Origin of the sequence: Clostridium sp. (assembly GCF_026168755.1) — a bacterium.
In the GTDB taxonomy this organism is placed as follows: Bacteria; Bacillota; Clostridia; order Clostridiales; family Clostridiaceae; genus Clostridium.
In genome coordinates this window covers 25,989-39,302 of record NZ_JAPFDR010000011.1, presented here as the reverse complement: position 1 = coordinate 39,302, position 13,314 = coordinate 25,989, and the positions used below count along the sequence as shown (strand labels likewise).

14 protein-coding genes are annotated in these 13,314 nt (G+C 28.2%); 2 read left to right on the top strand and 12 right to left on the bottom strand.

Annotation, left to right across the window (positions count from 1 at the left end):
* Positions 1 to 70 precede the first annotated feature (70 nt).
* Together Q0Y03_RS06240 and Q0Y03_RS06235 are read right to left on the bottom strand one after the other, a co-directional pair.
* Positions 71 to 1,126: a spermidine/putrescine ABC transporter substrate-binding protein gene (locus Q0Y03_RS06240; RefSeq protein WP_297712987.1), complete on the bottom strand. Its 1,056-nt coding sequence runs from the start codon at positions 1,124 to 1,126 to the stop codon at positions 71 to 73.
* 145 nt (positions 1,127 to 1,271) lie between these two features.
* On the bottom strand, positions 1,272 to 1,649 hold the full coding sequence (locus Q0Y03_RS06235; RefSeq protein WP_297712986.1) for a RidA family protein: 378 nt from the start codon (positions 1,647 to 1,649) through the stop codon (positions 1,272 to 1,274).
* A 291-nt stretch (positions 1,650 to 1,940) separates the two neighbouring features.
* Between Q0Y03_RS06235 and Q0Y03_RS06230 the strand changes: the two genes are divergently transcribed.
* The gene (locus Q0Y03_RS06230) at positions 1,941 to 2,966 is read left to right on the top strand and encodes a branched-chain amino acid aminotransferase (protein WP_297712985.1); all 1,026 of its coding nucleotides are present in this window, start codon (positions 1,941 to 1,943) and stop codon (positions 2,964 to 2,966) included.
* Positions 2,967 to 3,051: 85 nt separating this feature from the next.
* On the opposite strand, the gene Q0Y03_RS06225 is transcribed toward Q0Y03_RS06230, so the two are convergent.
* From Q0Y03_RS06225 to hemA, 10 genes are all read right to left on the bottom strand, one after another.
* Entirely contained in the window at positions 3,052 to 3,225 is a 174-nt protein-coding gene (locus Q0Y03_RS06225) for a (2Fe-2S)-binding protein (RefSeq protein WP_297712984.1), read from the bottom strand.
* A gap of 52 nt (positions 3,226 to 3,277) precedes the next feature.
* Positions 3,278 to 3,463 carry a ferredoxin gene (locus Q0Y03_RS06220; protein ID WP_291677741.1) on the bottom strand — a complete coding sequence of 62 codons (186 nt, stop codon included), beginning with the start codon at positions 3,461 to 3,463 and terminating at the stop codon, positions 3,278 to 3,280.
* Between the two features lie 238 nt (positions 3,464 to 3,701).
* Positions 3,702 to 4,487, bottom strand: a complete 786-nt coding sequence (locus Q0Y03_RS06215) for a formate/nitrite transporter family protein (RefSeq protein WP_297712983.1) — start codon at positions 4,485 to 4,487, stop codon at positions 3,702 to 3,704.
* A 180-nt stretch (positions 4,488 to 4,667) separates the two neighbouring features.
* Positions 4,668 to 5,456: a sirohydrochlorin cobaltochelatase gene (locus Q0Y03_RS06210; RefSeq protein ID WP_297712982.1), complete on the bottom strand. Its 789-nt coding sequence runs from the start codon at positions 5,454 to 5,456 to the stop codon at positions 4,668 to 4,670.
* Between the two features lie 56 nt (positions 5,457 to 5,512).
* Positions 5,513 to 6,787 carry a glutamate-1-semialdehyde 2,1-aminomutase gene (gene hemL / locus Q0Y03_RS06205; protein WP_297712981.1) on the bottom strand — a complete coding sequence of 425 codons (1,275 nt, stop codon included), beginning with the start codon at positions 6,785 to 6,787 and terminating at the stop codon, positions 5,513 to 5,515.
* 1 nt (position 6,788) lies between these two features.
* Positions 6,789 to 7,760 carry a porphobilinogen synthase gene (gene hemB / locus Q0Y03_RS06200; RefSeq protein ID WP_297712980.1) on the bottom strand — a complete coding sequence of 324 codons (972 nt, stop codon included), beginning with the start codon at positions 7,758 to 7,760 and terminating at the stop codon, positions 6,789 to 6,791.
* Positions 7,753 to 9,231, bottom strand: coding sequence for a uroporphyrinogen-III C-methyltransferase (gene cobA, locus Q0Y03_RS06195; protein ID WP_297712979.1), 1,479 nt, complete (start codon positions 9,229 to 9,231; stop codon positions 7,753 to 7,755). The genes hemB and cobA overlap by 8 nt, the downstream gene beginning before the upstream one ends.
* 42 nt (positions 9,232 to 9,273) lie before the next feature.
* Positions 9,274 to 10,146 (bottom strand): hydroxymethylbilane synthase, encoded by an 873-nt coding sequence (gene hemC, locus Q0Y03_RS06190; protein WP_297712978.1) that lies wholly within the window; start codon positions 10,144 to 10,146, stop codon positions 9,274 to 9,276.
* A 3-nt stretch (positions 10,147 to 10,149) separates the two neighbouring features.
* Entirely contained in the window at positions 10,150 to 10,830 is a 681-nt protein-coding gene (locus Q0Y03_RS06185) for an NAD(P)-dependent oxidoreductase (RefSeq protein WP_297712977.1), read from the bottom strand.
* Entirely contained in the window at positions 10,791 to 11,993 is a 1,203-nt protein-coding gene (gene hemA, locus Q0Y03_RS06180; protein WP_297712976.1) for a glutamyl-tRNA reductase, read from the bottom strand. Before hemA ends, Q0Y03_RS06185 begins: the two co-directional genes overlap by 40 nt.
* A gap of 395 nt (positions 11,994 to 12,388) precedes the next feature.
* Between hemA and Q0Y03_RS06175 the strand changes: the two genes are divergently transcribed.
* Entirely contained in the window at positions 12,389 to 13,252 is an 864-nt protein-coding gene (locus Q0Y03_RS06175) for a LysR family transcriptional regulator (RefSeq protein WP_297712974.1), read from the top strand.
* The last annotated feature ends 62 nt before the right edge of the window (positions 13,253 to 13,314 follow it).

The window sequence follows — 13,314 nt, the reverse complement described above, 5'->3', positions numbered from 1 at the left end:
TTTTATAAGTATTATATACTAAAACTTTTGATCTTTCTACTAAAGTATTATAATAGAACGGTTACGTTTTTTATCCTTTAATTTGCATCCAAATATCCTCATATAATCTTAAGCTATCTCCATCTAAGTACTTATACCCTTCACACTTATCTAATATTTCTTTAGGCATATATGCATTTTCATTATTTTTAACTTCATCAGGCTGTTCTTCAATAGCTTGCTTTTGTGGTGTAGTATAACCTATTTCATCTGCTGTTCTAAATGATATATCCTTATCACTCATAAAGTTTATAAACTTTTCAGCACCACTAACATTTTGAGCATCCTTAGGAATTGCCCAAGAATCTAACCAATAATCTGCTCCTTCTTCTGGAATTACGTATTTAAATGTACTATCTTCTGTCTCTAAGTTTAATCCTTCTCCAGACCAAATCATAGCAATTTTCTTTTCTCCAGATTTCATTAAATCTAGCACCTCATCCGCTCCATAAACTGGATTTATTTCTTCCTTTTGCTTAATTAGTAAATTCTTAGCTTCTTCTAATTCATTTGGATCAGTTGAATTTAATGAATATCCTAAAGTTTTTAAAGCTACTCCTATTGTATCTCTCATATTGTCAAACATGAAGACTTCATTTTTATATTTTGTATCAAATAAACTTTCCCAACTATCTATATCTTCATCAACAGTTTCTGTATTATATATTAATCCAATTGTTCCATTCATATAAGGTACTGTATAATCATTATTAGGATCATATGGTTTACCCATATCTCCTTCATTCATATTTACTATATTAGGAATATTATCCTTATTTATATTTTGAAGCATATCCTCTTTTATCATTTTTTCAGCCATATCATCTGAAACTAATATAACATCATACTTAACTTTACCACTTGCAACTTCCTGATACATATAATGCATGTCATCAAATGTCTTTTCATTTACCTTTATTCCAGTTTCCTTTTCGAATTCTTCATAAACACCTTCTGCAGCATTAGCCCCATAGTTTAATATATTTATCTCTTCCTTTTTTTCTGATGAGCTACATCCAACAAGCCCATTAATAATAAATAAGGTTGATATTATTAAAGTTAATAACCTTACTTTATTCTTCTTCATATGTTGAATCTCCTTCCATTTTATATTTTGAAATGTAGTAATATTTTTAATAATAATTCTATTCTACAAATATATAATTTACTATATTTTTAGAAAATAAAAAAGCCTTTTCGGCTTTTTTATTAATAATTATTATTTTTTAATATTATTTAGTAGCTATAGCTTCTATTTCTATAACTGCATCCTTTGGTAATTTTGCCACTTGAACACAACTTCTTGCTGGTGGATTTTCACTGAAGTATGTTCCGTAAATTTCATTAACAACAGCAAAATCATTTAAATCCTTTAAGAAAATACTTGTCTTAACTACATTTTCTAAAGATGTTCCTGCAGCTTCTAAAATTGCCTTAACATTTTCCATTGATTGTTTAGTAGCAAACTTTATATCTGTTTCCATGACTCCAGTAGCAGGATTTATTGGAATTTGTCCAGATGTATAAACAAAATCTCCAACTATAATCCCTTGTGAATATGGTCCTATTGCCCCTGGTGCATTTTTAGTGTTAATAACTTCTCTTTCCACTTTTTACCTCCTAAAAATAAATATAATATCCAATATTTTACCATTTAATAAATATTATACTATACTTTGGAACTTTTTTGTACCTTGTATATTTTTTTGTTATATTTTTCATTTTTCTTATTTAAGATTCTTCTTATTAGTGGTAAAATTAATAATTAAGAATGTAAGCTTAAATTTTCAGCTTACATATTAAAGATTTATTATTAACTATATCATAAGTATATTGGGGAATTAAACTAATTTTAAGTCTTAATTTCAAATATTATTTTTAAATTTAAAGGGGCGATTTAAATGACTAAAAAAGTAAACATCGATTGGAATAACTTGGGGTTTAGTTACATTAAAACCGATTTTCGTTATATCTCTACTTGGAAAAATGGAAATTGGGATGAAGGACACTTAACTGAAGACAATATGCTTAGCATAAGCGAAGCTTCTTGTGCTCTCCACTATGGTCAACAATGCTTTGAAGGCTTAAAAGCTTACAGAACTAAAAATGGAGATATTCAACTTTTTAGACCTAATAGAAATGCTTCAAGACTTAATGATAGTCTTAATAAGCTACTTATGCCTGAAATTCCTGAAGAAAAATTTATAGATGCTTGTATGCAAGTTGTTAAAGCAAATGAACATTATGTACCTCCTTATGGTACAGGTGGTACTTTATATTTAAGACCATTTGTTATTGGAGTTGGTGATAATATTGGTGTTAAGCCTGCACCAGAATATATATTCTGTGTATTCTGTTTACCTGTTGGAGCATACTTTAAGGGTGGAATGACACCTTGTAATTTCATGATTGCAGATTATGATAGAGCTGCTCCTCATGGAACTGGTGGTCAAAAAGTTGGTGGTAACTATGCAGCTTCAATGCAACCACATAAAATAGCTGCTGATAGGGGCTTTGCTGATTGTATATACTTAGATCCAGCTACTAGAACATGTATTGAAGAGGTAGGTGCTGCAAACTTCTTTGGAATTACAAAAAACAATGAATTCGTTACTCCTAAGTCACCATCAGTATTACCAAGTATAACTAAATATTCATTAATGGAAATTGCAGAAAAATATTTAAATATGCCAGTATATGAAAGAAAAGTTCCAATAGATTCTCTTGATGAATTTAAAGAAGCTGGTGCTTGTGGTACTGCTGCTGTTATTACTCCTATTGGTGGAATTGAGTATAAAGGAGAACTTCATGTATTCTATAGCGAAACAGAAGTTGGACCAATAACTAAGGAACTTTATAGAATTCTTTGTGGAATTCAATTTGGAGATATTGAAGGTCCAGAAGGATGGATTTATAAAGTTAAATAATTAGATTTTAAATATATATATTTTTTTCTAAATAAAATAAGGTAGATGCATAACTTCTACCTTATTTTAAAGACAAGATTTAAATTTATTTATTATTTTCAATTAATAATTCGATGTTACACTTACATCTTCCACCACGGCATCCACCAGCACCTGCACCAGTTTCTTCTTTAACCTCTTCAAATGAAGTAGCTCCATTTTTTACCGCTTCAATAATTTTTTCTTCTGAAACTCCTCTACATAGACATACGTTTGCCATATTTTCATCTCCTTTATATTTATCATTTAATTATTTAAATGTTTTTAGTAAGTTATTCTTCTATAGAAATAGCTTGTACAGGACATCCATCACAAGCTTCTCTTGCAGCATCCTCAAATTCTCCTGCAACTTCTTCAGTTGCAACTGCAACTCCTGTATCAAGTGAAAATACGTCTGGACATACTCCTTCACATAATCCACAGCTTATACATACATTTTCGTCAACAAATGCTTTCATATTATCTCATCCTCCGTTTAAATTATATTATTTTTCTCATAACTATTATCTTCTAATAATAATTGTTTGTCAATATCTATTTCTTACTATTTCACTCAACTTTAAAGCTTTATTAAACATATAAAAAGTTTGCTTCGCAGACTATTTCTACTACTTCTAAAAGTTATTCACAATTCTTTAACAAATATAATTTCCTAAAGAATAAAAAGGAACTACAACTAAGTAGCTCCTATGTATATTAAGCATTTTTCTTTTCTTTTGTTATGAAGTAATATGGTAACCCAACGAATAATACCCCACCTATAAAGTTTCCTAATGAAACCCAAAGTAAGTTATGAGCCATTCCCATAATACTAACATCAGCTCCATGAGGTAATAATAATCCCATAGTAAGGAATCCCATATTAGCAACACTATGTTCAAATCCAGCTGTTATAAAAGTAAATAGACACCACCAGATCATTAATATCTTAGCTGTTTCTTCTTTTAATTTATATGCACACCAAGTTGCTAAACAAACTAATACGTTACATAATAAACCCCTTAAGAATAATTCCATTGCTGGTGTATTCATCTTCGTAGCAACATTGTTTACTATAAACTCTCCAATATATTCACTTTTACCACTTGCAAGTCCAGCTTGTACATATAGAAGTGCCCCTACAACACCTCCTATTAAATTACCAATCCAAACTGCAACCCATATTTTAATTGCATCTAACCAAGTTACTTTCTTTTCTAAAGCTCCTATAGTCATTATCATTGCATTACTAGTGAATAAATCACCACCACACATAAATACTAACGTTAAAGCAACACCAAAGCATGCTCCCATTAATATTTTGTAAGTTTCAACCCCTGCATGATGCATTGTTCCACCGATTGTATAAATTAACATAATTCCTAAGCTTACAAAAAAGCTTCCAAGAAATGCAGATGTTAAATACTTAGCTATACTTCTATTAAATAAGCCAATTTTAACTTCTGCAGAGTGAGTTAAATTATCAATTTCTCTCTTGTACATATCTACACCTCTACCCAATTTAATCTTTGTATTTTTTCATCACAATTATATATAATACAACTTTTATATACATTTTTCAAACAAAAAATCCAATTATTTAAAATTACATTAAATTAAAAATAATAAAGATTAATAAAAGCTCTAGATAAATTAATACACTTTATCTAGAGCTCATTATTCTTATTTAACATTTTTAATAACATTATTTATTCTTTTAATATACATTTGTCTTATTTTTTCATACTGCAATAACGATTTTTTACAACTGCTTATTTCTATACCTTTTGATTTTATTTTTTCACTCCATGAATCACTACCATTTAATATATCATCAATTACATGCTTTCCTGGAATTATAAATAAAGACTTTAATATTAACTTTTTAGTTCCATCTTGTAGTATTTCTTCAATTGCTAAATCTAAAGTTTTTTCCCCTTCTAAAGTTGCTAAATAAACTTTTTTGCTAGACTGTTTTCTTACCGCTTCTGTAATAATATCATATATTTTATTTGTATTTTTTTTAGATCCATGCCCAACTAACAATATGTCATTTTCATCTGAATCATCACAAATTATATTGGCTATTTCATTACTTTCTTTTATTAGTATTTCTTCTTCATTAGAAAATAACGTATTACAAAGCACTATTCTTTTCATAGAATATTTATATTCACAAACTACTTCTTCAATATGTTTTATATCATTAGTTCTCATTATGTGTAATGGCTGTATTATAACTTCCTCATAACCTTGATTAGCTAAGTTAAATAATATCTTACTAAAATGAGGAATAACATAATTATGCCTCTCTTTTAAAAGCTTAATTATTTTATTTGATGTAAAAGCCTTAAATACTGTATATTCTCCAGCAAAATATTCATTTAAATCATCTTCTAATAATCCTATACTTTCTTTAATCCCCTCTAAATTTACACTCCCAAACGCCACTAAAACTATTGCTTTACTCATAATCCCTCCCTATTTTTAGTGATAAATTACTATTTTACCCTTCTCACTATACTACACTATGGTTGAAAGCTTTTAAATACTTCTAAGAATTTATCAATATGCTCCTCTGTATGAACAGCACTTAAAAACATTGATTCAAATTGAGATTGTGGTATGTTAAATCCACTATTTAGCATATGCAAGAAATATTTTTTAAACATTTCTAAATCGCAACTTTTTGCATCCTCATAGCTTCTTACTGGATTTCTATCAGTAAAGAATACTGTCATCATTCCACCAACTCTATTCACAGTTAAGTTTATTCCTTTTTCTCTAGCTATTTCTTCAATTCCATTTTGAAGTTTTTCACCAATTTTATTTATATGATCATATATTTCTTGATTTTCTTTGATTATATTAAGTGTTGATATTCCCGCAGCCATTACTACTGGATTTCCTGACATAGTTCCTGCTTGATATACTCCACCTAGTGGTGATAGTTTTTCCATTATCTCACGTCTTCCACCATATACTCCACATGGAAGTCCTCCACCAATTATCTTAGCATAAGTAATTAAATCTGGTTTTACATTAAATAAGCTTTGAGCTCCCTTATATGCAACTCTAAAACCGCTCATAACCTCATCAAATATTAATAATGAGCCATATTCATCACATAATACTCTTAGGGTTTCCATAAACTGATCTTCTGCTTTTACAACCCCCATATTACCAGCTACTGGTTCAATTATAACAGCCGCAATATCATTACCATAGGTTTCAAATAATCCTCTTACTTGCTCCATATCATTATAAACACCAACTAAAGTATTTCTTATACTATCATTTGGTATTCCTAAGCATCCAGCTATTCCTTCAGTTAATACTCCTGATCCTGCTTCAACTAAGAAACCATCAAAATGGCCATGATAACATCCAGCAAATTTTATTATTTTATTTTTTCCAGTATATCCTCTAGCAAGCTTTATTGCACTCATTGTAGCTTCTGTACCTGAGTTAACAAATCTAACCATTTCAACATTATCCATTTCCCCACATAAGAATCTACTCATTTGTAATTCTAACTCTGTTGGTGCTCCAAAAGCTATAGCACTTTCTGAAATCTCTTTAATAGCAGTTACAACTTCTTCATTGCAATGACCTAATAACATTGGTCCCCATGCTAAAACAAAATCTATATACTCATTTCCATCTTCGTCCTTTATTATTACACCTTTTCCTGACTTCATAACTGGAGGATCTATTCCCATATCTCTATATGCTCTTACAGGGGAATTAACTCCACCTGGCATGTATTTTTTCGATTCATCAAAAATTTGTTGATTAGACATATTACTCTTCCTCCTTAAGCCATTTTGCTGCTTCTAATGCATAATAAGTTATTATCATTTTAGCACCAGCTCTCTTCATTGATAGAAGCATTTCAAGGGCTACTAATTTTTCATTTATTAATCCTGCTTCTCCAGCATTTTTTACCATAGCATATTCTCCACTAACATTATATACACATATAGGTACATTTATTTTATCTCTAGCTTCTCTTACTATATCAAGATAAGACATTGCAGGTTTAACCATTATTATATCTGCACCCTCATTTAGGTCAGCTTCTATTTCAGCCATTGCTTCTCTAGAGTTTGCTGGATCCATTTGATAGCTTTTTCTATCCCCAAAGCTCGGTGCTGAACCTGCAGCTTCTCTAAATGGTCCATAAAATGCTGATGAATACTTAGCAGCATAACTCATTATAGGTAAGTTTTCATATCCATTTTCATCTAAAACTTTTCTTATATATTCTATTCTTCCATCCATCATATCTGAAGGAGCAACCATATCAGCTCCTGCCTTAGCATGTGATAAAGCTATTTCTCCTAAATATACTAAAGTCTTATCATTATTTACATCATGATCATTTAATATTCCACAATGTCCATGATCTGTATACTCACACATACAGACATCAGTTATTATATATAAATCGTTACTTAATTCCCTTAATCTTCTTATTGCTTTTTGAACTATCCCATTTTCATTATAAGCTTCGGTTCCTACACAATCTTTATGTTCAGGAATTCCAAATAATATTACTGATTTAATTTTGGCTTCATTTAATTCATCAACTAGTTCTCCTAATCTATCAACTGACCAATGATAATTCCCTTTTAAAGAACTAATCTCTCTTTTTATATCTTCACCTTCAACTACAAATACAGGATAAATGAAATCATCTACACTTAAAGAATTTTCTCTTACTAAACTTCTTATTACAGAATTTGCTCTTAATCTTCTACCCCTTCTAAACATTTTCAGCCTCCTTAAATTCAATTATTTCTTTAAGAAATCCATCTTCTGAATGTTTCTTACACATAAAACATTCCATTTCCTTTGCCCTTATCGCCTTTGCTGTTTGAGGTCCTATTGCAATAAGCTTCTTTTCACTTATAGCTTCTAAACCTAACATATCAATCATATTAGTTACAGTACTTGGACTTGTAAATAATACATAATCAACTTCATCAAATACTCTTTTATTTTTTAATGTTCCACATATAGTATCATAAGTATGTACTCTATCTACCTCTAAGCCTAATTTGCTTATTTCATCAACTAAATAGCTTCTGCTACTTGATGAACAAGGAATTAAAACTTTTTCTCCTTTAACTAAATGAGGAGCTAAAACTTTAAATAACCCTTCTCCAACAAATTCTCTTGCCATTACAAAGGGAACTATTCCTCTTTTAACTAATGCTTTTTTAGTAGCTTTTCCAATTACAGAAAATTTAGCTTTTAAATTTCTAATATCATAATTTTCTTCTATTAAATAATCAAAGAAATTATTTACTCCATTTACTGATGTTAAAAGAATATGATCATAATTAGAAAGTTTCTCTAGATAAGGTTTTAAATTTTCTTTAGTTGGTCTAATTTTTATTGAGTTTATTTCTGTTACTTCTGCCCCTAAATCCTTTAAAGAACTTTTAAGACTAGAACTTTGTTCCCTTGATCTAGTTATGCATATATTAGTTCCAAATAGTGGTTTCTTTTCATACCATGATAGCTTATCATTTAATTCTACAACTTCACCCACAACAATTATGCATGGCGATTTAAGTCCTGCTTCTCTTACCTTTTCTGAAATATTTCCTAAAGTTCCAATTACTTTTCTTTGTTTAGATGAAGTTCCCCTCATTACTACTGCTGCTGGTGTTGCTTTTTCTTTTCCATTAGTAATTAAATTAGTTACTATTCTCTCTATATTTTCAAGTCCCATCATGAAAGCAAGGGTTCCATTTTCTTTGGCTAAAGCTTCCCAATTTATTTTTTCACTTGCACTTGTCATTCCTGTTACAATATGAAAACTTTGTGCTATAGCCCTTTGAGTTATTGGAATACCAGCATAATTTAAAACAGATATTGGTGAAGTTACTCCTGGTATTACCTCAAAGTCTAAATTTTCTTCAACAAGTGATAATACTTCTTCTCCACCTCTTCCAAAAACATAAGGGTCTCCCCCTTTTACTCTCCCAACTATATGTCCTTCTTTAACTAACTTAACTAACATATTATTTATTTCTTCTTGTGTTTTATAGTGAGCTCCAGGCTCTTTTCCACAATAATACACTAAGCAATCTTCATTTAAATAATTTAAAATATTGTTAGAAACTAATCTATCATAAAGTACTGCTGTACACTTTTCTAATACTTTAACAGCCTTAACTGTTAATAACTCTTCATCACCTGGTCCAGTTCCTATTATATAAGCCTTTCCATTCATAATTAACGCCTACCTTCTTCATAATCGTTATATAATTTTTATTTAAGCTTTTAAAATTTTTTGAGCTAGTTTTTTACCTAATTCAACGTATTCTTCTTTATTTCCTAAAATATCTTTTTTTACTATTATACCATTAACTTCATAAGTTCCTACTATATATATATCATTTCCTTGAAGTCTTGCATAAGCTCCAATTAAACTGTGGCAACCACCATTTAATTCTCTCATAAAACTTCTTTCAGCTTCTACAGCAATTCTTACATCTTTATTATCTAAATTTTTAAAATAACTATTGTATTTACTCTCTTTTAAACATTCTATTCCCAATGCTCCTTGAGATACAGCTGGTACAAATATATCTGGATTTAAGTAATCACTAATTACATCTTCCATACCCAATCTTTTTAATCCTGCAGCAGCTAATATAATTCCATCCATACCCTCATTCTTCATTTTTTCAAGTCTTGTAACAACATTCCCCCTAATAGGAACAATGTTTATATCTTCTCTTAAAGATTTTAACTGAGCTGCTCTTCTTATACTACTAGTTCCTATTATTGCTCCCTTTCTTAATTCACTTAATGTTTCGCCATTTTGACAGACAAGCACATCCCTTACATCTTCTCTCTCTGGCATTGCTATTAATTCAAATTCTTCTCCCATTTCATATGGAACATCTTTCATTGAATGTACTGCAGCATGTGCCCTACCATCTAATAAAGCTATTTCTATATCCTTTGTAAATAAACCCTTACCACCTATTTTATCTAGTGTCACATCTAACCTCTTATCTCCTTCAGTTACCACTAATAGCTTTTTACTATTCATATTAACCTTATCTTTTAATAGCTTCATAACAGTTTCAGTTTGAGTTTGAGCTAATAAACTTTTTCTAGTTGCTAAAACTAATTCCATATATTATTCTTCCTTTCTTAAGGATTTTATCTTCCTAACTAAATCTTCATCATAAAATAATTTAAATACTTCAAAAATTTTATTTTTATCATAAAAAAATTTACAATCACTAGAATTTATAAATTTTAATAAATCATCTTTAATTTCCTTATCTAAAAACAAACAATTTCTTATTTTTCCTGTTAGTCTTATATATTCATCAAATTCTTGCAAAGACTCAGTAATAGATTCTACAACCATTACAGCTCCTCTTGGATTTCCTACTTTAGTATTAACTGCTACAGTAATAAATTTACTTTCTCTTGTAACAGGTATTACCCCCATTCCATCCTTAAATTTTGATGAATTGATATAAATTTTACATAATCTTTCACAATCATCTTTTATTTCATTAATTACATTCTCATCATCAATTGCAATTATTATTAAATGCTTATCTAATATAAACCCCTTATTATAATTTCCCTTTATTAGCTTTACTTTATCCTCATTAAATTTATAGAAATCATCTAAAAAATCTAATGCTAAAACTTCTATTTTGCTACCTTTTGTATAAAAGTTTCTTACTTTTATTAATGCACCTCTTCCTGCTCCTATTACTCCAACTTTAAGCTTTTCTCCAAAAAGCGTTATAGGTGCATAACTTAATTCTCCATGAAGATTTGCCTTAGAATGTTCAGACATTCCTTTTCACATCCTTTTAACTTTTCTTCCTTTAATAATTTTATAGCTCTATTTATATAATAGTCTGATGTACTTTTTATTAAAGTTGTAGCTAAATCAACATCCCTTTTATCTTTACATTTATGTTCAAAAGATTTAACTCTACTTTCTACAACACTATTGCCTTTAGCTTTCATTTCATGTATATAATATGTAACTTCTCTAATATTTAACCAATTTTTGTATTCATTTAAGTATTTATCAACTAAAAACTTATACTCATCCATTTTTTCATTTCTTAACTTCTTATTGTTATCATCTAACTTACTTATAGTATCTATATCTAATAAAGTTACTCTTTTATTTTCAGATAAACTTTCGTCAATATCTCTAGGTAATGCCAAATCAATTAATATAATTTCTTTCCCTTGATTGTTTATATAGTCACCTTTTATAACAATATGTGGAGCTGCTGTACAACTTATAACTGCATCTACATCATTAATAACTTCTTTATATTCATTAAAATCTAAGACTTCAACTCTTTCATCCTTTAAATCTGATACCTTTGACTTATTTCTTACGACGATAAATACTTTGTTAAATTTATTACCTAATGCATATTTAACTACTAAATTACCTATAGTTCCATATCCTAATACCATAACACTCCTTGCACCAAACTCTTCAACTTTATTTACTGCAATTGATGATGCTGATACTGGTATTTCATATAATTTACTTTCTGTTCTAAACTTTTTACCACAACTTATTGCTTCTTCAAATAACCTTAAAAGTTTTGTATGTATAGCCTTATGCTCTAAACTTAATTCATATGCTAATTTAACTTGACCTAATATTTGATCTTCTCCTAATATCTTAGAATGAAAACCACAAACTACTTCTAATAAATGCTTAGCTACATCTTCCCCTTCAAGATAAAAAGTATATTCTAAAAATGAAATATCCCAATCTAATATTTCGAATATCTTTCTTATTTCATATTCACTTCCTAAGCAATCAGAAAGATAAATCTCTGTTCTATTACACGTACTTATTATTACTACTTCTTCGTATACTTTATTTAATTCTTTTATTGCCTTAGATTGCCTACTTAATGTAATAGATAGTCTTTCTCTTATTTTTATATCAACATTTTTTCTTATTCCTATAAGACCTAACACTTAATCACCACATTTCTAAGATATGATTTTTATAATATACTAATTATCTTAACAAAAAAAATTAAGAAAGCATTCCTCCTTAACTTTTTTATTATAATACTAAATACAGTTTTAATCATTATTTTTACATTATTAAAATTTTTAATGATTAATATAATATTTTTTAATTTATATATAATTTTATCAATTTAATTAGTATCTTTTTATTTTTTTACACATTTTATTTCATTCTTTTAACATTTGTAAATATAACTATGTATATATATTTAATTATACTATTTATTATTGTATAATTTATGTTAAAATATAATTTCCCCTTTATATAAATGATTATATATTTTTTTATAGACTTCTAAATATTATTTTAATATATATTTATCATTGGAGGTATTTATATGAACATAGAATCTTTGAGACTATTTCATGATGTAGCAACCTTAAAAAGTATATCTAAAGTCGCTGCTGCTTCTCATATATCTCAATCTGCATTAAGCCAACAATTATCTAAAATGGAAGAAAAATTAGGTGTTACTGCCCTAATTAGAAGCAATAAAGGCGTTGAATTAACAGAAGAAGGAAAAATAATAAATGATTATGCAAATGAAATACTCTCTACTTACAATAGACTTATACAGGATTTAAATAAAATTAACTCTGATAAAAATAGCTTAATTATTGAAACAAGTTGTTTATCAGGTTACTATATTTTATCTAAAATTTTATCTAAATCATCTGGAAAAAATAATAACTTTTTTTATGATATTAATTATCAAACTCAAAAAAAAATACATAGTAATTTAATTAATAATGTTTGTGATATTTCAATTACATCAACAAAATTAACGGATTCTGATTGTAATTCAAATTTATTAATTACTGACAAATTAGTTTGTGTTTGCAATGCCTCCTACAAATCAAACAATTTTAATAAATTGCCTTTTTTATTACTGAAGGATGACCTTAATATAGAAAATAAAATTAATGATTTTATTGATTTAAATAATGTAATACTAAAAACAGATTCACTTCATACTATTTTAAGCTGTTTGCTAATAGGTCCATCTATATCTATTTTACCTAAGATATGTGTTGCAAATGAATTAAAACAAGGTGTTTTAAAAGAAATATATATACCCGAATTAGAAAATATTAATTATAACTTATATTTAACATATAAAAATAATATTAATAAAGTTATAAAAGGTAAATTATTAGCATTAATTCGTGATTTTAAAACTCCTTTTTTAAGTGATAATTAACTTATCATAATCTATGATTAATATAAAAGCTATACTATTTTTTATTATAGTATAGCTTTTAT